Origin of the sequence: Paraburkholderia sp. SG-MS1, assembly GCF_012275575.1 — a bacterium.
Lineage (GTDB): Bacteria > Pseudomonadota > Gammaproteobacteria > Burkholderiales > Burkholderiaceae > Paraburkholderia.
Genome location: NZ_NPIH01000092.1, coordinates 1 through 24,404 on the forward strand (window position 1 = coordinate 1; position 24,404 = coordinate 24,404).

22 protein-coding genes are annotated in these 24,404 nt (G+C 64.0%); 14 read left to right on the top strand and 8 right to left on the bottom strand.

All coding sequences use genetic code 11. The annotated features are described in order from the left end of the window. Positions 1–327, top strand: a 327-nt coding sequence (locus CIC12_RS06265) for an arsenate reductase family protein (RefSeq protein ID WP_168663176.1), incomplete at its 5' end; no start/stop codon positions are given. Between the two features lie 85 nt (positions 328–412). Here CIC12_RS06265 and CIC12_RS06270 read toward each other — a convergent pair. After that, positions 413–1,396 carry a sulfonate ABC transporter substrate-binding protein gene (locus CIC12_RS06270; RefSeq protein WP_168663178.1) on the bottom strand — a complete coding sequence of 328 codons (984 nt, stop codon included), beginning with the start codon at positions 1,394–1,396 and terminating at the stop codon, positions 413–415. A 221-nt stretch (positions 1,397–1,617) separates the two neighbouring features. Here CIC12_RS06270 and CIC12_RS06275 point away from each other — a divergent pair, with 221 nt between their 5' ends. From CIC12_RS06275 to CIC12_RS33595, 3 genes are all read left to right on the top strand, one after another. Next, positions 1,618–2,994: a GntT/GntP/DsdX family permease gene (locus CIC12_RS06275; RefSeq protein ID WP_168663180.1), complete on the top strand. Its 1,377-nt coding sequence runs from the start codon at positions 1,618–1,620 to the stop codon at positions 2,992–2,994. Between the two features lie 139 nt (positions 2,995–3,133). Continuing rightward, complete coding sequence (locus tag CIC12_RS06280) at positions 3,134–3,424, top strand: DUF1272 domain-containing protein (protein WP_168663182.1); 291 nt, start codon at positions 3,134–3,136, stop codon at positions 3,422–3,424. A gap of 336 nt (positions 3,425–3,760) precedes the next feature. After that, complete coding sequence (locus CIC12_RS33595) at positions 3,761–3,892, top strand: hypothetical protein (protein WP_257030615.1); 132 nt, start codon at positions 3,761–3,763, stop codon at positions 3,890–3,892. Positions 3,893–4,160: 268 nt separating this feature from the next. Here CIC12_RS33595 and CIC12_RS06285 read toward each other — a convergent pair whose 3' ends face one another. Continuing rightward, positions 4,161–4,367 (bottom strand): hypothetical protein, encoded by a 207-nt coding sequence (locus tag CIC12_RS06285; protein ID WP_168663184.1) that lies wholly within the window; start codon positions 4,365–4,367, stop codon positions 4,161–4,163. 456 nt (positions 4,368–4,823) lie between these two features. Here CIC12_RS06285 and CIC12_RS06290 point away from each other — a divergent pair, with 456 nt between their 5' ends. After that, positions 4,824–5,378: an NADPH-dependent FMN reductase gene (locus CIC12_RS06290; RefSeq protein ID WP_168663185.1), complete on the top strand. Its 555-nt coding sequence runs from the start codon at positions 4,824–4,826 to the stop codon at positions 5,376–5,378. 104 nt (positions 5,379–5,482) lie between these two features. Here CIC12_RS06290 and CIC12_RS06295 read toward each other — a convergent pair whose 3' ends face one another. Then, a complete protein-coding gene (locus CIC12_RS06295) occupies positions 5,483–6,505 on the bottom strand; it encodes a hypothetical protein (protein WP_168663187.1) in 1,023 nt (340 codons plus the stop codon). A 230-nt stretch (positions 6,506–6,735) separates the two neighbouring features. Continuing rightward, positions 6,736–9,030, bottom strand: coding sequence for a hybrid sensor histidine kinase/response regulator (locus CIC12_RS06300; RefSeq protein ID WP_168663189.1), 2,295 nt, complete (start codon positions 9,028–9,030; stop codon positions 6,736–6,738). Between the two features lie 688 nt (positions 9,031–9,718). Here CIC12_RS06300 and CIC12_RS06305 point away from each other — a divergent pair. The 8 genes from CIC12_RS06305 to CIC12_RS06340 all read left to right on the top strand — a co-directional run bounded on the left by CIC12_RS06305 (position 9,719) and on the right by CIC12_RS06340 (position 17,398). After that, the gene (locus CIC12_RS06305) at positions 9,719–10,087 is read left to right on the top strand and encodes a response regulator (RefSeq protein WP_168663191.1); all 369 of its coding nucleotides are present in this window, start codon (positions 9,719–9,721) and stop codon (positions 10,085–10,087) included. Further along, the gene (locus CIC12_RS06310; protein WP_168663193.1) at positions 10,080–10,703 is read left to right on the top strand and encodes a chemotaxis protein CheC; all 624 of its coding nucleotides are present in this window, start codon (positions 10,080–10,082) and stop codon (positions 10,701–10,703) included. The genes CIC12_RS06305 and CIC12_RS06310 overlap by 8 nt, the downstream gene beginning before the upstream one ends. After that, a complete protein-coding gene (locus tag CIC12_RS06315; RefSeq protein WP_168663196.1) occupies positions 10,700–11,638 on the top strand; it encodes a sensor domain-containing diguanylate cyclase in 939 nt (312 codons plus the stop codon). Before CIC12_RS06310 ends, CIC12_RS06315 begins: the two co-directional genes overlap by 4 nt. Positions 11,639–11,843: 205 nt before the next feature. Further along, on the top strand, positions 11,844–12,701 hold the full coding sequence (hpnD, locus tag CIC12_RS06320; protein WP_168663198.1) for a presqualene diphosphate synthase HpnD: 858 nt from the start codon (positions 11,844–11,846) through the stop codon (positions 12,699–12,701). Positions 12,702–12,705: 4 nt separating this feature from the next. Further along, complete coding sequence (gene hpnE, locus CIC12_RS06325; protein ID WP_168663200.1) at positions 12,706–13,974, top strand: hydroxysqualene dehydroxylase HpnE; 1,269 nt, start codon at positions 12,706–12,708, stop codon at positions 13,972–13,974. Next, the gene (gene shc / locus CIC12_RS06330) at positions 13,971–16,031 is read left to right on the top strand and encodes a squalene--hopene cyclase (protein ID WP_168663202.1); all 2,061 of its coding nucleotides are present in this window, start codon (positions 13,971–13,973) and stop codon (positions 16,029–16,031) included. Before hpnE ends, shc begins: the two co-directional genes overlap by 4 nt. 3 nt (positions 16,032–16,034) lie before the next feature. Continuing rightward, on the top strand, positions 16,035–16,769 hold the full coding sequence (locus CIC12_RS06335) for a phosphorylase (protein ID WP_168663203.1): 735 nt from the start codon (positions 16,035–16,037) through the stop codon (positions 16,767–16,769). A 149-nt stretch (positions 16,770–16,918) separates the two neighbouring features. After that, complete coding sequence (locus CIC12_RS06340; RefSeq protein ID WP_168663205.1) at positions 16,919–17,398, top strand: acyl-CoA thioesterase; 480 nt, start codon at positions 16,919–16,921, stop codon at positions 17,396–17,398. Positions 17,399–17,587: 189 nt separating this feature from the next. Here the strand turns inward: CIC12_RS06340 and CIC12_RS06345 are convergent, their stop codons facing one another. Next, positions 17,588–18,592 (bottom strand): MlaA family lipoprotein, encoded by a 1,005-nt coding sequence (locus tag CIC12_RS06345; protein ID WP_168663207.1) that lies wholly within the window; start codon positions 18,590–18,592, stop codon positions 17,588–17,590. A gap of 2 nt (positions 18,593–18,594) precedes the next feature. Beyond that, complete coding sequence (gene hpnN, locus CIC12_RS06350; protein ID WP_168663209.1) at positions 18,595–21,210, bottom strand: hopanoid transporter HpnN; 2,616 nt, start codon at positions 21,208–21,210, stop codon at positions 18,595–18,597. A gap of 212 nt (positions 21,211–21,422) precedes the next feature. On the opposite strand from hpnN, the gene CIC12_RS06355 reads away from it, so the two are divergent. After that, positions 21,423–22,025 (top strand): MlaC/ttg2D family ABC transporter substrate-binding protein, encoded by a 603-nt coding sequence (locus CIC12_RS06355; RefSeq protein WP_168663211.1) that lies wholly within the window; start codon positions 21,423–21,425, stop codon positions 22,023–22,025. Between the two features lie 106 nt (positions 22,026–22,131). Here CIC12_RS06355 and hpnH read toward each other — a convergent pair whose 3' ends face one another. Then, positions 22,132–23,283, bottom strand: coding sequence for an adenosyl-hopene transferase HpnH (gene hpnH / locus CIC12_RS06360; protein WP_168663213.1), 1,152 nt, complete (start codon positions 23,281–23,283; stop codon positions 22,132–22,134). Positions 23,284–23,293: 10 nt separating this feature from the next. Beyond that, positions 23,294–24,238 (bottom strand): 4-hydroxy-3-methylbut-2-enyl diphosphate reductase, encoded by a 945-nt coding sequence (gene ispH / locus CIC12_RS06365; protein WP_168663215.1) that lies wholly within the window; start codon positions 24,236–24,238, stop codon positions 23,294–23,296. Between the last annotated feature and the right edge of the window lie 166 nt (positions 24,239–24,404).

The following is a 24,404-nucleotide window of genomic DNA, read 5'->3' on the forward strand; positions in this document are numbered from 1 at the left end:
AAATCGCGCGCCACCTGCGAACTCATCACCAGCACCTACAACAGCACGAACGAAGCAACCGAAGTCATCGAGTATCTGAAACATCCGCTCACCGTCGCTCAACTCAAACAACTCAACGCACAACTAGGCTGCGCGGTCCGCGAGATGATCCGCGACACGGAAGCCGAATACAAAGAACTGCAACTCGCCCGCACCACCCTGACTGACGCTAAGTTATACGAAGCATTGGCGGCGCACCCCGTCCTTTTGCAGCGGCCGATCGTCGTCCGAAACGGGCGAGCCGTGATCGGTCGCCCGCCGGAAAACGTCGCTGCGCTATTCGCTTGAGCGTCGAAAGAAAGCCGGCTCGCGCGATATAGCCGCGTCGAGAGTCAAAAGCCGCCGCACGTCCGCGCCCAACCCCGAAAACAAACTAGCCTTTCCCCGGCAATGCCGCGTCTTTCGTGACAATCTTCGTCGGAATGAGTCGCAGCTCGCTGAACGTGTCCGCGATGCGTTGCTGTTCCGCCAGCACGCCTGCATCGATGGGCTCGTAGATATGCGCGTAGTGGCGCAAGCCCGCTTCGATCACACTGGCGTCGAGCCCTTGAATCGGCGCGAGTTGAGCGGCGGCCTCTGCGTAGTGACCACGCACCCACGTCCCCTCTTTGGCGACCTCGTCCATCATGATCGCGAGCACCGCGCTGTTTTGCTGCGCAAACGGCCGCGCGCTCAGGAAGAACTGATGGTGGCTCACGATACCTTCGGCATCCGCGAGCAGGCGCGCGTTCGTCTGCCCTTTTGCCGCTTCGAGGAACGGGTCCCAGATGGCCCATGCGTCGATGGCGCCACGTTCAAAGGCCGCCCGTGCATCGGCGGGCGCGAGGTAGACGGGCTGAATCTCGCTGTACTTCACGCCGTTTTTCTGCAACGCGGCGACCAGAAACCAGTGCACGTCCGAGCCTTTATTCAACGCGATCTTTTTGCCTTTCAAATCGGCCAATGTTTTGATCGGCGCATCCTGATGCACGAGGATGCCTTCGGCGTGCGGCGTCGGAATTTCATAAGCGGTGTAGACGAAGTTCGCCCCCGCGGCCTGCGCGAACACCGGCGGCGCCTCGCCGACATACCCGAAGTCGATTGCACCGACATTCAGCCCTTCGAGCAATTGCGGGCCGGCTGGAAACTCGGTCCATTTGACGGTGATGCCTTGCGGTGCGAGCCGCTTTTCCAGCGTGCCGTGCGACTTCAACAACACCAGCGTGTTGGCGGCCTTCTGATAGCCGATGCGAAATTCCTTCGTCTGAGTATCGGCGGCGAAAGCGGACCTGGAAACGACTGGCAACGTGGCGGCGGCGAGCGAAGCGCCTACGCCGGCAAGAAACGCGCGGCGCGTGAGATGCGAATGACCTGACATGGAAGGCCCATTAAAAAGACGGCCGCAAAACGGGTCGATTGGCACCGACGATAATTCGTCTGCCAGCCTGGACGAACCGATAAATTTGCATAAGCAAATTACGCAAGCGAGCGACGTACGTAGACCGTGCTCGTCGGCCTCGCTGCGCTGGGTCGTCACCGGCCGCTACAATTTGCCACTCGCGCAAAACCGCGGCTGCGTCATTGACTAAAAGGACCATCGTGCATCCGACGACAACACTTACCCCGTGGGCATCCCACGACACTCAACTCATTTTGTCGTGTGCGCTGGGGCTCGCACTCATCATCGTTTTCATAAGCGTGCTGAAGCTCGCGCCGTTTCTGTCGATTCTGGTTGGCACGTTTGCGGCGGGTTTTGCCGCCGGCTTGCCGCTCGAAGCGGTCGCGAGCGCATTCAGCAAAGGCGCGGGCGCGTTGCTCGGCGACGTCGGCATCATCATTGCGCTAGGAGCGATGCTCGGTGCGCTGATGGCCGAATCAGGCGCTGCCGACCGGCTCGTGTCGACCATTCTCAAACACTCCACCCCGCGCACATTGCCGTGGATGATGGCCGTGGTCGCGCTGATCATCGGCTTGCCGCTCTTCTTCGAAGTCGGCCTCGTGATGATGGTGCCGATCATCTTCGTCATGGCGCGCCGCTCGCAGCAGCCGATCCTGCGCATCGCGATTCCCGCGCTGGCCGGCATGACCACGTTGCATGCACTGCTGCCGCCGCATCCGGGTCCGCTGATCGCCGTCAGCGCGTTGCATGCCGATCTCGGTCTGACGCTCGGCCTCGGCCTGATCGTCGCAATTCCTGCGGTGATTCTCGCGGGGCCGCTCTACGGGATCTTCCTGTCAGGGCGAATGCATGTCGCCGAGCCGGAAGAAATGGGTAAGCTCTTCAGCACGCAGCAAAGCACCGCCGAGCCGCCGGGTTTCGCCATTTCGCTGATTACGATTTTGTTGCCCGTCGTGCTGATGCTCGGCCGCACCATTGCGAAGCTGTTGCTTCAGCCCGAAACGCTCCTTTTCGACACGCTGAATTTTCTGGGTGAGCCGCTGATTGCGCTGGGCCTCACCGTGCTGTTCGCGGTGGTGGCGCTCGGTTGGTCGCGCGGAATGGCGCGTGAGCGCGTCGGCGGCATTTTGCGTAAAAGCCTGCCGCCGATCGCCGCGCTGCTGTTGACTATTGGCGCCGGCGGCGGCCTGAAGCAGGCGCTCGTCGTGGCGGGCATCAGCACGACGATCGGGAAGATCGCGGTCGGCGCGCACATGCCGCTGATTCTGCTGGCCTGGCTGATCGCCGTCGCGCTGCGCCAGGCCACCGGCTCGGCGACCGTCGCCACCACCACCACGGCGGGTATCGTCGCGCCGGTCGTCGCCGGCTTGAGCGCGACGCACAACTCGCTAATGGCGCTCGCGATCGGCGCGGGCTCGGTGTTCTTCTGCCACGTGAACGACGCGGGTTTCTGGATGGTGCGCGAATACTTCGGTCTGCAATTGAAACAGACGGTGCTGGTGTGGTCGGTATTGCAGACGATCGTCTCGGTCGTCGGCCTCGCGCTGACGCTCGTATTGTGGACCGCGTTGACATGACGAGGGGATCGGGCCGCGCGGGCGGGTACGTGCCGACGCGGAGGCCCGGCAGCTTTTCCGGGCGGCCCCGGCCGCTTACACTTGCCGGCAAGCGAGGCGCACCCCCGTGCCTTGCGCCCCGAAAAGCGGAGCCACTGCCATGCTCGAACTGAGGCCGTCGTGCGAAGGATGCGGCAAGTCGCTGCCCCCAAACGCGTCCGATGCCATGATCTGCACGTACGAATGTACGTTTTGCGAAGTCTGCGCGCTGACCCGGCTGCGCAACGTGTGTCCGAACTGCGGTGGCAATTTCCAGCATCGGCCGATTCGCACGCGCGCGCAGCTGGAGAAACATCCGGCGAGTATCGAACCGCATGTTGGTGCGCTCGATGAAGCGTCGCATGCGCGGTTTTTCGAGCGGTATAGGGACACGCCTCCCGGCGAGCGCTAGGCTTGGCGCGGCGGTGTTGGCTGCTGCCAGGCCGTTGACGCGATCGATCATTGCTGCTGTGCGCCCTCTCCCTACTTCCTCGGCGCCCGCAGAGTCAGAAAAACATTATTGCGTGAATTGAAAACAAGCCGGCTTTGCGCACAATTTAGGGCACGACCCACATGTCGGCCTGCCTGCTCTATGCACCGCCAAATCTGCGCAGAAACTACTTTCAAATTATTTCAAAAACTGAAAAAATGTCTTCCTGTCTTCAGTGTTTTTAGGCGGCTACAGAATCGCTATCCTTCAGCCATCGATCGCACCAGATCGCGACCAACGCTGATGAGGAGTAGCACCATGAAACGCATTCTTTCCGCCCTGATCGCTTCCGTTGCTTTGTTTGCAGCGGCTTCGGGTGCAGCTCACGCTGCCGCTCCGGCACAGTGCAACGGCCCGGCATCGTACTGCAACGTGTTTTTCGGCAACTAATCAGCTGATGGACGCGACGGCCTCTTTCCGGAGGGCGTTCGTTGACGAGCAGATTTGTGAAGACAGAAAAAGGGCGCCAAATAGGGCGCCCTCTTTGCATTCAGGTCAAATTATGCGGCGTCGCAAATGGCTGGGCACTCTCAAGGCGATGTCAACGCTCACCTCATCTCGCGCTTAACAAGCCGCCCCGAGCCGGCGAAACGCCACACACTCAAGCGGCTCTTCGCCCGACTGCCCCCACCGATGCGCCCCGCCCCGCGAACAGCGGCTAGATCTTTCCGCCGCCATCCATCCCACTACCCTTACGCCACACTTCCTTGCCGCGCTCGGATAGCTCACCACTGCTATGCACCTTGTCCGCTTGCGTACCATCGACGGCCATCTCGCCGCCAGGTTGCTCCTGCGCTCGCTGCTTTTCGTCCTTGCGAGCCGCAACCGCTTCGTCGTGGGACTTGCCTGCGTAGTTCAGACTCATGACTATTTCCTCCAGAAGTGCATTCCCGCTATAGCGGAAGCAAAAAAGCGTATGCGCGCGTGACAGCCGGGCGTCCACGCGCGACCGTCGTGAGACTCACCCGTCGCCGCGTTTCGCTTACCGGGTTCGCCAGTCATTTTTGCCAGATCCGACACGTCGCAACCGACCCACCACCTGCCGTTACATTCTGACCACGCATCTGCCTCAAATCATCCAGTACCGAAGGTATGCTTGATTGACAAGGCAAAAATACCAGTTATCCACAAGGTTATTCAGCGTTTCTGTGGATAACTTTGCGGGTGGTGGGGTTATCCACCGCTCACATTCCGCGCCGCGTCCCGGCGCCGACGCAACAGGCGCATCCGCAAGCATCTTCGTCCACAACTGCCCGTCTATTGCCTATGATGGACAGTCCGTACCTTTCTGCGCATAAAGCGCCAATCAAGGAAGCGAACCATGGCCTATCACATTGCAGTCGTCGTCGGCAGCCTACGCCCGGACTCGTTCAATCGGCAACTCGCGCAAGCCGTGATTTCTCTCGCGCCGGCCGATTTCACCTTCGAGTTCATCGACATCGGCTCGTTGCCGCTCTACAGCCAGGAGTATGACGCCGATTATCCCGAAGCCGGCAAACAGTTGAAGCAGCGTGTCGAAGCCGCCGACGGCCTGCTGTTCGTCACCCCTGAATACAATCGCTCCATCCCCGGTGTGCTGAAGAACGCGCTTGATTGGGGCTCGCGTCCGTGGGGCACGAACTCATGGGGTAACAAGCCCGGCGCGGTGATCGGCACGTCGCTCGGCGCGACCGGCACGGCGCTCGCGCAACAACATTTGCGCAACGTGCTTGCGTATCTCGACGTCGCGACATTGGGGCAGCCCGAGGTGTTTATCAAGCACGACGCCGCGGTCATCAACGAAAAAGGCGACATCCTGAACGACGGCACGCGCAAGTTCCTCCAGACTTTCGTCGACCGTTACGTCGCGTGGGTCAAGCGGCACGCGGCGGCCTGACGAATTCGTGCGTGGCGAGCGCCATACCTCGCCACTTCGCCATACCGGATCCAACGCGAGCAAGGCGGCGGTTGCCATCGCCAAACCAGCCGCCGCCGCAACTTTCAAACATGGTGATGCCCGGTCACCCGTTCCCATCCGTGACGCACCGCCAGCTTGAAACGCTCCCAGGTACTGTCCGCAGACGTCGTCTCCCAGTGACGCCGGGCCTCCGGCTCGATGTCGTCCCACGGACGGTCATGAAACCGCGCGTCGCTGCCGATTTCCGCGCCGTAGCGATACGCCGGCACGTAGTCTTCGTAACGCGCATTTTCAGACGCGTATTGCTCGTCGTAGTGCGCACGGAAATCTTCTTCGTATTCCAGATATTCGTTCGGCATCTGGCCGCCCAGACCAGCGGTCGGTTGCCCCGCTTCGGAGACGACCTCCGAGGGCTGCATGACCGCCCCTGAGCCCGGCATCGAACCCGCTGCGATTGCGCTGCGTCCCGCGTCACCGACCAGGGGATCGCGAACCGGCTCATTTACCGGATCGACGGCGGGCCGCTCGCTGAGTGGCGGCGGCACGAAGGGCTCGGCGTCCGTGCTTCCCGGGGGTGCCGTGTACAGGGGATCGGGAGTAGCGGCCGGCCGCGCGCTCGCGCCTGGCGTGGTCGTCGTGGCGGCAGACGCCGTGCTCGATGTCTGCGGCGCGCCCGGTGTCACGGCGCCGATGCCCAGTTCGTCGAGCACCGAATGCTCGCGTGCGCTTGAAGTTTGCGTTTCCCAATCCGGCAGACGTTCGCCGATGTCGGTTGCGCCCAGTCTCGCGAGCGTGCTGCGGGCGAGTTCGGCATGCGACTCGCTCGTTGCGTTGACGCACACCAGCACGGCGCCGCGACGAACGGCTTCGGCGTAGCGCGCCGCATCCGGGGCGCGCGAGCCGGTGGAGAACAGGCTCGACAGGAAGCGCTCGATATTGGCCAGCATGCCGGCACCCGCGACTTCGTCGGTTGCCGAGCCGACCGACGGTTCCGGGTTCGCCTGCAACTCGATGGCTTCGCGAGCGAAACCGGTCTGCACGAGCGTGTCGCGAGCGCTTTCCGCTTGCATGTAGGTGTCGAATAACCCAATCACGGTATGTTGCATGGCTGTCTCCCGACGTATTTAGGCGGAGAGGGCGGCGCTGGAGCAAGCCACCGGCTTCTTCCGTCGAGCCGCAACGATCATGCCGGGGCGAGCCCGGCGCCCCGGCCTACCCCGAGTGCCTGCCCGCGCGCCCGTTGGCGCGGGATTCGTGCGTCAATGCCCGGCGGTACACCGCCACGCTTTTACAACTGTCGGTAAATGGCGCGCAGGGCCGATCAGGCGACTTGCCTCTACTGCTGCGCTGGGTGCTCCGCCGGATCGGAGCCCGTTTGCGCCAGATCACGCTGGATCGTTTCGAGCAGCTTTTCCAGCAAGCCGATATCGAAGGGCTTGGACAACACCCGCACGTCCACACGCCGCGCCCGGTCGAGTTCCTCCGCGTAACCGGTGACGAGGATCACCGGCAGTTTGGTGTCGAAGGCCAGAACCGCCTCGGCCAGATCGATGCCGTTCAGCTTGCCGGGCATGTGAATGTCCGACAGCACGAGATCGAACGGCAGCGGCTCGCCCGTGCGCGCCCGCCGTGCATGCGCATCGTCGAACAGACGCAGCGCCGTGTCGGCGTTGAAGACGCACGTGACCTGGTGGCCCATCATCTGCAGCAGCGCTTCAGTGCCGGCGGCCACTTCCTCGTTGTCCTCGACCAGCAGGATGCGCAACCCTTGCGGAACGCGGCTCTCCTCGGCGCCCGCTTCCGCCGGCACCGTGATCTCGGGTTCGGCCGCGGCGCGCGGCAAATAGAGGCGCACCGACGTGCCCGCGCCGACCGCGCTGTCGATCGCCGCGAGGCCGCCCGAGCTCTCGCAGAACGCGAAAACCTGCGGCAAGCCGAGGCCCGTACCCATGCCCTTCGGCTTGGTCGTGAAAAGCGGTTCGAAGGCGCGGGCGAGCACGTCGGGCGCCATGCCGGCGCCGGTATCTTCGAGCGAGAGTTGCACGAAGTCGCCGGTCAGCGGAAAACCGTCTTCGTGACGGAACACGATATTGGTGGCCCGCACGGTGAAGCGCCCGCCATTGGGCATGGCGTCGCGCGCGTTCACTGCAACGTTGATCAGCGCCAGTTCGAGCTCCGCCACGTCGACGCGCGTCGGCCAAATCTCGGCGCCGGGATCGATCACGAGCGACACCTTCGCGCCGAGCGAGGCGCGCAGCAACTCGCGGCACGTCGGCAGCCATTGTTCGAGCAACAACGTCTCGGTGCGCAGCGGCTGCTTGCGCGCGACGCCGAGCAATTGCCGGGTCAGCGACTGGCCGCTCTTGAGCGCCCGCTCCATCGCCGACAATTCGCGGTCGAGGCCCTCTACGCCGCGCCGCCGCACGATCTGCACGTTCGACGAGAGGATCATCAGCAGGTTGTTGAAGTCGTGCGCGACGCTGCCGACCAGCGTGCCGAGCGCCTCCATCTTGCGCGACTGGCGATACGCCGATTCGATCGACCGGCGCATCGACGCTTCGGCCTGCCAGCGCTCCCACGCTTCCTCCTCCGCGCCGAGGCGCCGCAGCGACAGCCAGATCACACACCACAGGGCGATCGACGGCGTGAACATCGACAGGATCAGGACGCTCAGGTGCCGATACCACGCGGCCCAGATCGCCGACGTGCGGTAGCCGCACAGCACGTACACCGGATATGCGCCGACATGCCGGAAGGCGAGGATCAGCGTGTCGCCGTCGACGTTCGAGCGCATGCGCACGACGCCGGCCCGCCGCCCTTGCGCAACGGCTTCGGCGAACGGCGAATTGGACGCCATGGCCGCGGCTTCGCGCGGCGTGCGCGGAAAATGTGCGAGAACTGCGCCGTCGGTGCGGACGAGACTCATGATCATCGGCGTGCTGCTGTTGCCGCCGAGCAGTTCGCGGTAGAACGCATCGAAGTAGCTCGGCCGCAGCGCCACCGAGACCACGCCGGCGAACGAACCGTCGACGGCGCGCCGCTCCACGCCCATGTTGAACACCTGTTCGCCGGCAACGTGCCCCGTCATCACCTTCGACACGTGCTCGCGCGCGTTGCCGGCGCGAATGCCGACGAAGTCGTCGCGCATGCCGATCGACAGCACCGGCGACGGATAGTAACGGCTGCTCGCGAGCAGCGCCCCCTCGGCCCCGAAGATCGACACGGCGGCCACCTGCGGATAGCCGCCGCCCATCGTGCGGAGTTTCTCGTGAATCTCGGCTTCGCGGGCGCGGATGCCGTCGTCGTCGAGACCTTCGGTCAGATCGATGATGCGCGCGTCGAGCGTCTCGTTCATGTCGAACACTTTCAGCGCGTGCTCTTCGGCGACGCGCACCGTGCGCAGCGTCATGTCGGTGGCGTCGGCCTCGCGCGTGCGCAGATCGCTGAGCGCCATCGCAGCGACATACACGCACGGCAGCAGGATGGCCGCGACCAGCAGCGCGATTAATGTAATGCGGCGCACGTGGAAATTCTGTTCGGGCACGGCGGGGAACGATGCGCCCTCCTGCGGCTTCGCGGAATGGTGGGAAAGGCGGCCTGCGCGAAGTGGGTCGAACGGGTCTGGTGTCATTTTTCGATCATGCCAAAGTCGTTCGGGTCCAGGAAACCTGGAGAGTCGGCTTCATAGCAGAAGCATAGACATAGCGCGGCGTCACACATTACCGTTGAAGAAGGGCGCCGCCGGGTTCGGGCCTATTTGTCTGCTGGTTAAACAGCGACGAATCTGGAAGCGCAAACGTATCAAAAAGTATGAATATAAGACAAAGCCGCATCATTCTATATAAACGTTTTCACAAAGAGGCTTAACGAGGAATATCTCATCACAGTATGCGATTTTGGTGAGTTGCCTTTAAGCGAGTTTGCTTCGAAAATCCCGTCACGATAAACATTCGTCTGCCATGTTCGGACGTATAGGCCGTGAGGGCACCCAGTCCGTGCATACCATGCATCGTGGATCAAGGCGTTCGCGGCGCCATGCGCGGCGAAGGGAGCAGCCTGATCCATCGAGCCGCACAGATCGATCTACGGGGTAGGCTCGAACATGCCGGTCATTGCCGTCGTCCACGGTGCGCGCTCGCATTCATGCAGGCGGACCGGATTCTCCAACCGCGCGTCGCCACGCATGCTCCCCGCTCGCTCGCAACCTGCGTTTTCGCAGGCTTCACCGCACTTTGCCGCGCGGCGACAGACCTCGCGCTAAAGAAACCGCCTCTACGCGCCGTTATGCGTAAGAGATCATTTCGCTTTTCGACCCGCCCATGCCCTTGCCCATTGTGATCGCCGACGATTCGTTGCTTGCCCGCAAGGTGCTCACCAAGGCATTGCCGCCGGACTGGGATGTCGACGTGTCCTACGCATCGAACGGGCGCGAGGCGCTCGGTCTGTATCGCGAGGGCAAGGCGTCGGTGATGTTCCTCGACCTGACGATGCCGGACATGACCGGCTACCAGGTGCTCGAAGCGTTGCAGCATGAGGATCTGAACACCTTCGTGATCGTCGTGTCCGCCGATGTTCAACCGATGGCTCAGGCGCGCGTGCGTGCGCTCGGCGCCGCCGCGTTCATCGCCAAGCCCGTGACGCCCGAGGCGGTACTGCCCATCCTCAAGGAGTACGGGTTGTATGTCTGAGCCAGTCCTCACCGAAGATCAGCGCGACGCGCTGCAGGAGGTCGCCAATCTGGCGATGGGCCAGGCGGCGACGCGGCTCGCGCGGCTGCTCGATTCGTTCATCGAATTGTCCGTGCCGCGCGTGCGAATGGTGGCGCTCAGCGAGGCGGCCGAGGCGCTGCGCGAGATGACCGGGATCGACGACACGGTGAGCGCGGTGCGGCAAGGCTTTCGCTCCGACATCAAGGGCGAGGCGCTGGTGATTTGCCGCAGCGACAGCATCGCGCAGCTGTGCTCGCTCGTCAGCGATCCGTATGCGCGGTCGAGCTACGAGGCGGTGAGCCAGAAAGAACTGATGCTCGACGTCGCCAACGTACTGACGGGCGCATGCGTATCGTCGATTCTCGACCAGCTCGGCCGCACGCCGGTGTTTTCCGCGCCGGGTGTGCTCGGTGAAACGATGACGCTCGACGAGGTCTTTCAGCCCGGCGTGCTGCAGTGGCAGGTCGCGCTGCTGGTGGAAGTGAATTTCGCGCTGGAGGATCAGAGCTTCCGCGCGCACCTGGTCATGCTGATGGCCGAAGAATCGATTCGCCACATGAACGGAGCGCTCGACGCGCTGTTGTCCAGCCTATGAACGTACCCGTGGATTCGTTGAGCGACCTGGTGGTCGAACGTGTGGGCTTTGGCATCTTCGTGCTCGACCGCGACATGAACGTCCTCATGTGGAACCGCTTCATGCAGGACCACAGTGGTCTGTCGCCGGAACAGGTGGTCGGCAAGTCGTTGTTCACGCACTTTCCGGAGCTGCCGCGCGTGTGGTTGTCGCGCAAGATCGAAAGCGTGTTTCAGCTCGGCAGTTTTGCGTTCAGTTCGTGGGAGCAGCGGCCGTATCTGTTCCGGTTCGACCATGACCGCCCGATCACCGGCGGGGTCGATTTCATGCAGCAGGACTGCACGTTCATGCCGCTCACACGCGATCGCGAAGTGGTCGCCGTGTGCGTGACGATCTCCGACGTCACGCACGTGAGCATCGTGCAGCGCGAGCGTGAAGAGGCGGTCGCCAAGTTGCAGGAGTACGCGGACCGTGACGGGCTGACGGGCATCGCCAACCGCCGTTTCTTCGAAGCGCGTCTGCGCGATGAATTCACGCGCTGGCAGCGCTATGGCGGCGACATGTCGATGCTGCTGTTCGATCTCGATCACTTCAAGAAGATCAACGATCAGTTCGGCCACGGCGTCGGCGATACGGTGCTGCGCGTGATGGCGCAGCGCGTCGCCGAGGTGGTGCGGGCGCAGGACACCTTCGGGCGTTTCGGCGGCGAGGAGTTTGCGCTGCTGCTGCCCTGCACCCCGCTCGACGACGCAATGCGCGTCGCGGACAAAATCCGCTCGGTGATCGCCGACACGCCGGTCGAAGTGCTGGGCACGAGCGTGCCGGTGACCGCGAGCGTCGGCGGCGCGGCGGCGCGTCAGGGCGTGCCGGCGTACGACGTGCTGATCAATGAGGCCGATGCGGCGTTGTATAGCGCGAAGCGGCAAGGGCGCAACCGCTCGGTGGCGTTTGGCTGAGGGCGCCTGGCGCCAGCGCCGCCCTTCCCGCCCTTAATTCGCCGGCAAAACTGCGGCCTATCGCAAACGTTGATATACTTTTCGCCGTTTCCGGCATCCCGGCCGGCTGTTTCGCGCATGTCCGCGCGCGCGGGCTACCTGCCCTGCGGGTAAGCATAAAACCTCTTTGATCGCCTTTCAGCGGGCGCCTCCTGCGGAGATCGTCTTGGCTGTTTCCAATCTTGTCGTGGACGATACAGAAATCGACGCCGCTGCCGCCACGTCCGGCAGCTCGTTCTATCTCGCCATGCGCATCCTGCCGGCTGCACAGCGCGATGCGATGTATCAGGTCTACGCCTTCTGCCGCGCTGTCGACGATATCGCCGACAGCGCCGACAGCGACATGCCGCGCGCCGAACGCGCCGCCGCGCTCGAGGGCTGGCGCGCCGACATCGACGCGTGCTACGCCGGCGCGCCGCGCGCATCGCTGCGCGCGCTGACGCGTCACATTCACACGTTTCATCTGCAGCGTGAAGATTTTCACGCGATGATCGACGGCATGGCGATGGACGCGGCCGCCGACATCTGCGCCCCCGACGAAGCCACGCTCGACCTCTACTGCGACCGCGTCGCCAGCGCGGCGGGCCGTCTTTCGGTGAGGATATTCGGGATGCACGAAGCGCCCGGCCTTTTGCTCGCGCACCATCTGGGCCGGGCGCTGCAATTGACCAACATCCTGCGCGATATCGACGAAGACGCCGGTATCAACCGGTGCTACCTGCCGCATGAACTGCTGGCGCGCGAAGGCATCGCGGTGACGAACCCCATGCAGATCGCGGACGATCCGTCGCTGCCACGCGTGTGCGCCACGCTCGCCGAACGCGCGCAGCAACACTTCGCCGCGTCCGACGCCATCATGGACCGCGAGCCGCGCAATCAGGTGAAGGCGCCGCGCATCATGTCGGGTGTCTATCGCCTGCTGCTCGAACGCACGCTGGAACGCGGCTTCGACATTCCGCGTACGAAGGTCCGCAAGCCGAAGCTGCGCATGCTGTGGATCGTGGCGCGTTACGCGCTCTCCTGAACTGATGCCGAAGCTCGTACATGTGGTCGGTGCGGGCCTCGCGGGTCTCGCCGCCGCGGTGCAGTTGCAGCGGCGTGGCGCGCAAGTCGTGTTGCATGAAGCGGCGCCCCAGGCGGGCGGCCGTTGCCGTTCGTACTACGACACGCGGCTGGGCACGACCATCGACAGCGGTAATCACGTCGTGCTCTCAGGCAATGCCGCGACGCTCAACTATTTGCGGGCGATCGGTGCCGCCGACGAACTGGTCGGCCCGTCGCAAGCCGAGTTTCCGTTCATGGATCTCGCCACGTGGGCGCGCTGGACCGTGCGCTTGTCGCCGGGACACGTGCCCTGGTGGATCTTCGACCCGAACGCGCGCGTGCCGAACACGGGTCCGGGCGACTATCTTTCACTCGTGCCGCTGCTGTTCGCCAAACCGGGCCGCAACCTCGCGCAGACCATGCGCTGCAACGGCCCGCTGTGGGACCGTCTGCTGAGGCCGCTGTTTCATGCGATGCTGAATCTGGAGCCGCGCGATGCATCGGCGGAACTGACCGGTGCGATGGTGCGCGAGACGGTGCTGGCCGGCGGCCTCGCATGCCGGCCGCTGATCGCGCGCAACGGTCTGGGCAGCGCGTTCGTCGATCCCGCGTTGCGTTTGCTGCAGCATGGCGGCGCGACCATCAAGCTGGGCTCGCGGCTGACTGACATCGTCTTCAGCGCCAACGGTGCTCGCGTGCAGGCGTTGAATTTCGCCGACGAAAGCGTCGCACTCGAAGCGAACCACGCGTTGATTCTTGCCCTGCCGCCGGAGATTGCGCCGGGCGTCGTGCCGGGTCTGCGCGCGCCGACCCGGTTCACGGCGAGCGTCAACGTGCATTTTGCGGTCGAGCCGCCGTTCGGTTTGCCGCCGATCACCACGCTGCTGAACGCGACGGCCGCATGGCTGTTCGCGTTTGACGGGCGCCTGTCGGTCACGCTCAACGAGGCCGAGCGGCTGCTCGACATGCCGCACGAAACGCTCGCGAGCACCGTCTGGGCCGAAGTGGCGCGGGCCGTCGATCTGCCCGCCACGCCGCTGCCGGCCTGGCAGGTCGTGATGGAAAAACGCGCAACGTTTGCCGCGCTGCCGGACCAGGAAACGCTGCGTCCCGGCACGCGCACTCGCTGGAACAACCTGATGCTCGCGGGCGACTGGACGGCCACCGGCCTGCCCGCGACGATTGAAGGCGCGATCCGCTCCGGCCAGAAAGCCGCGGATACGTTGCTGAATGAACCGATGGAACGCCGATGAACGATTTATCTCAAGCCCAACCGCTGGACGACGTCCTGCCCGAACTCGCCGACCCGGCGCTGAATGTGCCGAATGTGGCCGACGCGCCGGCTGTCGACGCGCAAGCGAACGACGCGCCGCTGGCGTCGAGCGCATCGCTCGACGCCGCGATCACGCGCGCGACCGATGCGATCCTCGCCGCGCAACAGCCGGACGGCCACTGGGTCTACGAACTCGAAGCCGATGCGACGATTCCCGCCGAATACGTGTTGCTGCTTCACTATCTCGGCGAAACGCCGAACCTCGAACTCGAGCAGAAGATCGCGCGCTATCTGCGCCGCATTCAGTTGCCCAACGGCGGCTGGCCGCTCTTCACCGACGGCGCGCTCGACATCAGCGCGAGCGTGAAGGCGTACTTCGCGTTGAAGATGATCGGCGACCCGGCCGACGCCGAACACATGGTCCGCGCGCGCGAAGCGATTCTCGCGCACGGCGGCGCGGAAAACGTCAACGTCTTCACGCGGATTCTGCTCGCGCTGTTCGGCGTGGTGTCGTGGCGCGCGGTGCCGATGATGCCCGTCGAGATCATGCTGCTGCCCATGTGGTTCCCGTTCCATCTGTCTAAGGTGTCGTATTGGGCGCGTACGGTCATCGTGCCGCTGCTGGTGCTCAACGCGAAGCGCCCGCTCGCGCGCAATCCGCGTAAGGTGCGCATCGACGAAGTGTTCCGTGGCGCGCCGGTCAACACGGGCATGAACGACCGGGCGCCGCATCAGCATGCCGGCTGGTTCGGCTTTTTCCGCGGCGTGGATGCGCTGCTGCGCACGGTCGACGGTCTGTTCCCGAAGGCCACCCGCGAGCGCGCGGTGCGTGCGGCGCTGGCCTTTGTCGACGAACGGCTGAACGGCGAAGACGGCCTCGGTGCGATTTTCCCCGCGATGGCGAACTCGGTGATGATGTACGACGTGCTCGGCTACCCGGCCGATCACCCGAATCGCGCGATCGCTCGCCAGTCGATCGAGAAGCTGCTCGTTATCAAGGATGACGAAGCATATTGCCAGCCGTGTCTGTCGCCCGTCTGGGACACGTCGCTCGTTGCGCACGCGTTGCTCGAAACCGGCGAAGCGCATGCCGAGCAGGCGGCCGAACGCGGGCTCGCGTGGCTGCGTCCGTTGCAGATTCTCGACGTGCGCGGCGACTGGATCTCGCGCCGGCCGAACGTGCGGCCTGGCGGCTGGGCGTTCCAGTACAACAATGCGCACTACCCGGATGTCGACGATACGGCGGTGGTCGTGATGGCGATGCAGCGCTCGGCGGCAATCACGCAATCGACGGCCGATCGCCAGGCCATTGCGCGCGCACGCGAATGGGTGGTCGGCATGCAGAGCAGCGACGGCGGCTGGGGTGCGTTCGAGCCGGAGAACACTCAGTACTACCTGAACAACATCCCGTTCTCCGATCACGGCGCATTGCTCGATCCGCCGACTGCGGACGTCTCGGGCCGGTGTCTGTCGATGCTCGCGCAACTCGGTGAATTGCCGCAGAACAGCGAACCGGCGCAACGCGCGTTCGCTTACATGTTGCAGGAGCAGGAGTCGGACGGCAGCTGGTACGGCCGGTGGGGCCTGAACTACATCTATGGCACGTGGACCGCGCTGTGCTCACTGAACGCCGCCGGCATGTCGCACGACGATCCGCGCATCAAACGCGCGGCGCAATGGCTGCTGTCGATCCAGAATCCGGACGGCGGCTGGGGCGAGGGCGGCGAAAGCTACAAGCTCGACTATCGCGGCTATGAGCGCGCGCCAAGCACGGCATCGCAGACCGCGTGGGCGCTGATGGGTCTGATGGCGGCGGGCGAGGTCAATCACGAAGCGGTCGCACGTGGCGTCGATTACTTGCAGCGCGAACAGCGCGAGCATGGGCTGTGGGACGAAACGCGCTTTACCGCAACCGGCTTTCCGCGTGTGTTTTATTTGCGTTACCACGGCTATCGCAAGTTCTTCCCGCTGTGGGCGTTGGCGCGTTTCCGGCATCTGAAGCGCAACGGCCTGACGCGCGTCGCGGTCGGGATGTAACGGATGCCGCTTTCGACAACGCCGTCAGCCAGCGCCGACCTCAGCAGCTTGCCCGTGATCGTGGTGACCGGCATGGCGTTCGAAGCGCGGATCGCGCGCGGCGAGGGCGTCGAAGTGGTCTACGCGGCGCGCGCCGATCTGCTCGAGCGCGCGCTGAACGCTGCGATCGCGCGCGGCTGTTCGGGCATCGTCAGTTTCGGGACGGCGGGGGGGCTGGCGCCGGACCTGGAGCCGGGCTCGCTGATCGTCGCGAACGCGGTCGAGGGACCCTTTGGGCGGCAGGAAACCGACCGGCAATGGGCGGACAGGCTCGTCGCCGCGATGATGGCGGGGCCGCTCGCGGGGCGTTTGCAGCGTGGTTTGATGGCAGCGGTCGCCGCGCCGTTGGTATCGGCTGACGACAAGCGCGCGCTGCATCGTTCGAGCGGTGCGTTGGCGGTGGATATGGAATCGCATATCGCCGGCGCGACGGCCGCCGCGCACAGTGTGCCGTTTGCCGTGTGCCGCGCGATCGTCGATCCGGCCTGGCGCACGCTGCCTTCCGCCGCGACGGCGGGTCTGCGCGATGACGGCAGCACGGCGCTCGGGCCAATTCTGCGGGAATTGCTGCGGCAGCCGTCGCAGCTCGGCGGCCTGATTCAGGTCGCCGTCGACGCCCGCGCGGCGCGGACGTCGCTGGTGGAGGCGCGCCGGGCAATGGGCGACGCAGGGGCGTTGCGGATCGCCGCTGTCGTTTGAAGACGGCGCCACCCCATGCGTTGGCTCGCCAATTAATTTAGCGGCTATTGAAATACTAGGGAAAACCCTTATCTTGGTACAATGTCAGTGTTAACCCTAGGTCGCCCCTATGCGGCGACGAACTGGGTGCCTCACACACGGAGTGCCAGATGAATTTCCATACCAGAAAGTGGGTCAAGCCCGAAGACCTGAACCCCAACGGGACGCTGTTCGGCGGCAGCCTGCTGCGCTGGATCGATGAAGAAGCAGCCATCTACGCGATCACGCAGCTCGACAATCAGCGAGTCGTGACCAAGTTCATGTCCGAGATCAATTTTGTCAGTTCCGCGCGTCAGGGCGACATCATCGAACTTGGCATGACCGCCACGCATTTCGGCCGCACGTCGATCACGCTTCGTTGCGAAGTGCGCAACAAGATCACGCGTAAGAGCATTCTGACCGTCGAAAAGATGGTGTTCGTCAATCTGGACGAGAAGGGCGAGCCCGCGCCTCATGGGCGCACGCAGATCCGTTACGCGGAAGAGGCGTTTGCCAGCTATCGCGAAAGTTCGCGGCAGGTGCCGCAAGCTCCGGTTGCCGTTGAAGACGAGCGAGTGGCGGCGCGCGTTGAGGCGGATAGCCTGCATTGAGGCGAAGTTGATGGCCCGGTGTTGGCGGGAGTCGCGGCGGTGGCCGCTGCGCCGCATACCGAGGTGATACGGCATTCCTGTTCGGTGGTGTGGCCAGCTTCTAGCTAGTTCTTACGGGACGCCCGTTCTGGGCGCCCGCAGCGCGTTCGTACCTCGACAGCGCTTTTCCCACCTCTCATCTTTCTTGCGTTATTGCGCGACCGGCGCTGCAGCCGGCTGTTTGTCGTCGGCCGGGCTGGCTTGAGGCGACGGAGCCGGTGAGGCGGACGCAGGCGCAGGGGCCGTCGCGGGCGCGGCCGACTCTGCGCCCGCTGCGCCGCTGGCCGGAGTGTCGCCCGGATCGGTGTAGTTGGGCACGCCAGCCGGCGCGCCCGTGGCGGCCCCGGAGGCCGCGTTCGGGGCATCGGCTGCGTCCCCGGGGTCGGCGTAGTTCGGCAAGCCTACCGGTGCGCCGGCAGCGGGCGCTGCCGCGCCCGAGTCGCCCTGGTCGTCGTAGTCCGGCAGCGGCGTGGCGTTGTCGCTTGTACCGCGCAGACGCGCGCGGCGCTGCTGCGTGTACGCGTCGCGCACGAACGAGTATTTGTCGAGCGCGGCTTGCTGCAGCAGATCGGTTGCGCCTAGCAGATCGGAGCGCACGCTCACGAACTGCAGCACGTACAGCGGATTGCGCACGGCCGGTTCCATGTAGTTCAGCGGATTGAACTTCACATCGACGATGAGGCCCATGCTGTCACGCACGGTGCTCGGCCCGAACAGCGGCAAAACCAAGTACGGACCCGACGGAATGCCCCAGTGCCCGAGCGTCAGGCCGAAGTCCTGATGGTGCTTGGGCAGACCAGCGGGCGTTGCCCAGTCGAGCAGGCCGCCGATACCAAAAACCGAGTTGAACGCGAAGCGCATGATGTCTTCCGTCGCGTCGGTGAACTTCAATTGCAGCAGAGCATTGGCGGCGTTGGTCAGATCGCCGAGGTTCGAGAAGAAGTTGCTGACCGCCGTGCGCAAGGGCTGCGGCGTTACCTTCTGATAACCCTTCGCGACGGGCACGGCGACATAGCGGTCCACCCCGTCGTTGAAATTGAACACGACCCGGTTCATCGGTTCGAACGGGTCGCCGGGCTTGCGGTCGGGCCCGGTCGCACAACCGGAGATCAGACCCGTAGCGGCGAGCGCCAGCGCGGTGTTACGCAGCATCATGCTTATATTCCTTTTTGCTTCGCGCGGCGTTGGCGCGGCTTGCCCATGAGCACAGGTTGAAACACCACGGCACCGATCAGCGTGCAGAACAGCGACAGCGCCAGCAGCCGTCCCATGCTGGACGTTCCCGGATGGTGCGACAGCCAGAGGCTACCAAACGCGGTCGCCGTTGTCGCCGCACTGAACAACACTGCGTGGGTCAGGCTCGACTGCAGCAGGCCGGTCTGGCCGTTGCGCCACGCCATCACGAAGTAGATCTTGAAAGCGACGCCGACGCCGAGCATCAGCGGCAGTGCGATGATATTCGCAAAGTTCAGCGGCATGCTGAACACCACGCACAGTTCGAGCGTGACGAGCGCGGAGACCAGCAGCGGCACGAGCGTGCGCAGCACGTCGCCGATCCGCCGCAGCGCGATCCACAGCAGGACGGCAATCGACAGCAGCGCATAGCCGGCCGCTTGCAGGAACGCCTTGATGATCGTGTCGGCCGAGTGCAGGATCGAAATCGGCCCGCCGATCGCGCCCGGCTCCGCCTTCTTCACTGCGTGGGCGAAGCGGGCGAGCATCGCGTCGTCACCGGGATCGGTGCCGGGTTTGACCTTCGGCGCGATGTCGACGAGGGCGCGGCCGTCCTTCGACACCCAGGCAGCGGAGATGGCCTTGGGAAGGTTCTCACGGGTGATTTCGGTCGGCTGCAGCAGGTTTTCCAATTGCTTTAACGCGATGCGCAGCGTCTGCGACATCGCGGTTTCGGCGCGCTCGCGTGTGGCGGTGTCGGCGGCGGCGAGTTTTTGCAGCGTCGCCGACAGATGCTGGGCTTCGGCCGCGCCCGGGCCGGGATGATCCTCGGCGGCGAGCGAGAGCTGGTTCGCCGCGCGCTTGAGCGCGGCGACACGCACCTCATCGGTGGCCTGCTGCGCGGGTTGCTGCTGCAGCGCGGGCAGTAGTTGCTGCGCGGCGCTCGCGATCAGCATCATCTTCTGCTGCTGCTCGGTCGGGATGAACGTGTTCAACGTAGTCACGCGGCCCACTTCCGGCAACGCGCGCAACCGCCCGGCCATGCGCTCGGCCTCGTCGAGCGACGGCGCCAGCGCATGCACGTTGTTGACCGCGGCTTCCGGCGAATCCTTCAGTGACAGCAGCGTCGCCATCGATTCTGTATGCGGGTCCTTCAGATGCAGCGGGTTGAAATCGAAGCGCAAATGCGTGAGCAGCGGCGTCGCGCCGATCACGACGATCAGCGTGCCGATCAGTACCGGGCGGCGGTGATGGGCGAGGAAATCGTCGACCGGCGCGAGTTGCTTGAAGCCCGGCGAGCCGGCTTCACCCGGCGGATTGAAGACTTTCAGCAGGGCCGGCAGCAGCGTCATGTTGGTGAAGTACGCGACGAACATGCCGACGCCGGCAATCTGCCCCAGTTCCGACACGCCGCGATAGGCGGTCGGCAGGAACGAGAAGAAGCTCAGCGCGACCGCCACCGCCGCGAGCGTCAGCGGCACGCCGATGCTGTGCGCGGTGTGCATCAGCGCGGCGGACAGCCGGTCGTCGCGGTTGCGCTCCTCGCGGTACTTGACGCCGAACTGCACGCCGAAATCGACCCCGAGGCCGATGAACAGCACCATGAAGGCGACCGAAATCATGTTGAGTGCGCCAACCATCAGCAGGCCGAGCGCCGCGGTGATCGTGAGTCCGACGAACAGCGTGATGAACACCGCGGCGATCATGCGGCCCGAGCGCAGTGCGAGCCACAGAATCACCAGCACGACGATGAACGTGCCGATGCCGTTGAGCACCGCACCGTCCTGGACTGACGCGAACTCTTCGTCGGCGAGCGGCTGTTCGCCGGTCAGCCGGATCGTCGCGCCGTAGCGCGCGTCGAGGTGCAGCGACGCGGCCGTGTCGCGGATCGCTTTCGATGCGCTCGCGCCCGGTTGCAGCGCGTCATAGTTGACGACTGGTTGCACGATCACGAACGCGCGGGCTGGATCGGTGGCGGCGCTTTTGTCGACCAGCGCGCGCCACGAGAATGCCGCGGGCTTGCCGGCCAGCACGAGATCGAGCGTGTTTGCGCTTTGCGATAGCAGGTGGCTCATGTCGGCGAGCTTTACCTGACCGAGTTGGAGCGGCAACAGCAGGCTCGTGGTGAGCGTGCCGGCGAGGCCGGTCAGGCTCGGATCGTGGGCAAGGGCGTTGACGAGCGGGCGCGACTGGACGAGTTGCGAGGTGGTGGACATCACCTCGTCGGTGGACGGGAACAGCAGGCCGTTGTGTTCGAAGAACGGGCCGCCGGCGGGCTGCGACACCGCGACGAATTCCTTCGTATCGGCTTTGAGCGCGGTTGTCAGCGCGTTGGCGGCGGCGTCGGCGAATTCCGGCGCACGCGCTTCGACCACCACGAGCACGGTGTCGCCGCGATCGGGGAAGGCCTGACTCAGCGCGTTTTCGAGCGCCGTCCATTGCTTGTCGGTTTCGATCAGACGGCTGATGTCCGTGTTGATCTTGAAGTTATGCACAACATAGAAGCTGCTCAGAACGGCGAGCACGAGCGACAGTGCGATGATCCTGTACGGATGGCGCACTGAAGAGGCGACGAGACGGACAATAGATGACTTCAGCATGTAGGCGAACGTAGCCTTATCACGGGTGTTGTTTTTGACGAAAGTGCACAAGTATACAGAGCCGGCGCGCTCTAGCCCGACTTCGGTAGCAAGTACGGCTCCCGCAAGAGCTTTCAGGGGCGGGAACGCATTGTCGGTATACTGGTCTATCCTGCTTTCGCCTTGGCTCGCAAGCCTGTCGGCGCTTACTTTTCTCAGGTCCTGACGAACGTATGAAACGTTATCTGTCTGCTTTTCTGGCGGCGGCCGTGGTGTCCACGGCGGCCTACGCGCAAACTGCGCCCGATGCGGTCGTAAAAAGTGCCGTCGAGGGCACGGTTGCCGCGATGAAGGCCGACCCACAGGCACGCGGCGGCGACATGGCGAAGATCACCGGTCTGGTCCAGACGCGCTTCGTGCCAGCCACCGACTTCCAGCGCACGACGCGGATCGCGGTCGGCAAGGCATGGGCGAGCGCCACCCCTGAACAGCAGAAGCAGCTGTACGAGCAGTTTACGCTGCTGCTGGTGCGCACTTATGCCGCGTCGCTTTCGCAACTGCGCGACCAGGACGTGAAGTTCAAATTCCAGCCGGTGAACGTGCCGGCCGGCGCGACGGACGTCGTCGTGCAGTCGCACGTCATCAGCAACGGCGGCGACGATGCGATCGACTACCGGCTGACCAAGGGCCCGTCCGGCTGGAAGATCTACGACATCAACATGATGGGCGCGTGGCTGATCCAGGTGTATCAGACCCAGTTCGCCGATCAGATTGCCAAAGGCGGGATCGACGGGCTGATCAAGTTCCTGACCGCGCATAACGCGCGCGGCGCCTGACGCCAACTGATTCAAGGTCGCAAAAGAAAAGCGCGGTAGCCATCTGGCCACCGCGCTTTTTTGTCGGGCGCACTCGGGGGCGGCGCGAGGCCGCCTCATTGACTCATCAGTGCGCGGTAGCCGTTTGCACTTTCTTGCCCTTGCCGCTGCGCTGAATCTCGTCGAGCTTGATTTCGACGTGACGCGAGAACACGTATTCAGCCGGGCGCTGCTTGCCCAAAGGAATGTCCTTCGTGAAAGCGCCCATGGTCTTAGGACCACGCAGGCTCACCCTCAACGCCTTCAGCGGATGCGCAACCGTATCCATCACGGCGGTCGCTTCGAAGCCGCAGTGCACCATGCAGTCGGCGCACTTTTCGTAGTTGCCCGTGCCGTATTTTTCCCACTCCGTGGTTTCCATCAACTCCTTGAAGGTCTTCACATAACCTTCGCCCACCAGATAGCACGGCTTTTGCCAGCCAAACACCGTACGCGCCGGGTTGCCCCACGGCGTGCATTCATACGTCTGATTGCCGGCCAGGAAGTCGAGAAACAAGTCTGACTGGCTGAACGACCAGTTCTTGCCATTGTTGCCGCGCTTGAAAATTTCGCGGAACAGATGCTTGGTCTTGTCGCGGTTCAGGAAGTGCTGCTGGTCCGGCGCGCGTTCGTACGCATAGCCCGGCGAAACGGTGATGCCGTCCACACCCATCGGGCCCAGCGTGTCAAAAAACGCAGCGACGCGTTCCGGCACCGCGTCGTTGAACAGCGTGCAGTTGATGTTCACGCGAAAGCCCCGGCGCTTGGCTTCGCGAATCGCGGCCACGGCCTTTTCGTACACGCCTTCCTGCGACACCGAGTGATCGTGCGCTTCCTTGTCGCCGTCGAGATGAACCGACCAGACGAAGTACGGATTCGGCTCGTAGTCATCCATCTTTTTTTCCATCAGCAGCGCGTTCGTGCACAGGTACACGAACTTCTTGCGCGCGATGATGCCCTTCACGATCTGCGGCATTTCCTTGTGCAGCAGCGGCTCGCCCCCGGCGATCGACACCACGGGCGCGCCGCATTCGTCGACCGCGCCGAGGCACTCTTCCAGCGACAGACGCTGGTTCAGGATGGGGTCCGGATAATCGATTTTGCCGCAGCCGTTGCAGGCGAGATTGCAGCGGAACAGCGGCTCCAGCATCAGGGCAAGCGGGTAGCGTTTGTTGCCGGAGAAGTGCTGACGCATGATGTATGCGCCGACCCGGACTTTCTGCAGCATAGGAATAGACAAGATGTCCTCCTTAAACTTCGCGTGCGGCCACGGGTTGCATCAGCTTTGATGGCAACTTGAACTCGACCTTTTCTTCACGGCCCGCCATCGTCGTGACATCGACGGGGCCCAATGCGCTCAGCGCATCGATGACGTTTTTGACCATCTCTTCCGGCGCCGATGCACCGGCCGTGATGCCGACGGTCTGCACGTTGGCAAACCATTCCGGCTTCACTTCCGAACCGTCGGCGACGAGGTAGCTCGCCACGCCGCTTTCGCTGCCGATCTCGCGCAGCCGGTTCGAGTTGGAACTGTTGGTCGCGCCTACCACCAACAGCACGTCGACCTGCTTGCTCAACTCGCGCACTGCCGCCTGGCGGTTTTGCGTCGCGTAGCAGATGTCGCGCGTATCGGGGCCGACGATATTGGTGAACCGGCGCAGCAGCGCGTCGATGATGCCGCGCGTGTCGTCCACTGAGAGCGTAGTCTGCGTGACATACGCGAGCGGCGCGTCGAGCGGCAGGTCCAGATGCGCGACCTCGGCCTCGCTCTGCACCAGCAGCACCTTGCCGGGGATCTGACCGATCGTGCCTTCTACTTCGGGATGCCCCGCGTGGCCGATCAGGATCAGCGTGCGCCCGGCGCCGACATATTGACGGCCTTGCACATGTACTTTGGTGACGAGCGGGCAGGTTGCGTCGAGCACGTCGAGACCGCGCGCTTCTGCATCCCGTTCGACGGTTTGGGCAACGCCATGCGCGCTGAAAATCGCCACGGCGCCTTGTGGCACTTCGTCGAGCTCCTCGACGAAGCGCGCGCCTTTCTCGCGCAGATTGTCGACCACGTGGCGATTGTGGACGATCTCGTGACGGACATACACGGGCGCGCCGTGTTGCTGTAACGCGCGATCGACGATTTCGATTGCGCGAACAACACCCGCACAAAAGCCGCGGGGCTGGGCAAGGATGACTCGCATAGGTTGGCGAACTCCGACTGACGCGGGTCCCGAAGAAGTCGGTAACTCTGACTTTATCGCCGCGACCATCTAATTAGTTGACGTCTTGAGCCCCGGCGACGGGCCGGTACAGCAAAACCAAACGCGCATTCTAACGCTATCAGGCCAGCTTTGCTTTTGGCGCGCC